The organism is Halomonas marinisediminis, assembly GCF_004347715.1.
GTDB lineage: Bacteria > Pseudomonadota > Gammaproteobacteria > Pseudomonadales > Halomonadaceae > Halomonas > Halomonas icarae.
Genome location: NZ_SLTR01000458.1, coordinates 1 through 273 on the forward strand (window position 1 = coordinate 1; position 273 = coordinate 273).

Annotated in this window: 1 protein-coding gene; it reads left to right on the forward strand. The window is 63.4% G+C overall.

All coding sequences use genetic code 11. The features are described from left to right. Positions 1-273: IMP dehydrogenase (locus E0702_RS17410; protein ID WP_205742061.1), on the forward strand; the 273-nt coding region annotated here is incomplete at both ends.

Below are 273 nucleotides of genomic sequence, written 5' to 3' on the forward strand. Positions count from 1 at the left end.
CATGGATTGCGCGGAAGCGGCAGAGGCCACGGGAACCCCGGTGATTGCCGATGGCGGCATCAAGTATTCCGGCGACTTCGCGAAGGCCATCGCCGCAGGTGCAAGCTGCGCCATGGTCGGCTCGATGATCGCGGGCACCGACGAGTCCCCCGGGGAGGTGATCCTCTATCAGGGCCGGTCGTTCAAATCCTCTCGGGGCATGGGCAGTCTTGGGGCGATGGCGCGCGGCTCGGCCGATCGTTACTTTCAAAAAGATGCAGCTTCCGACAAGTT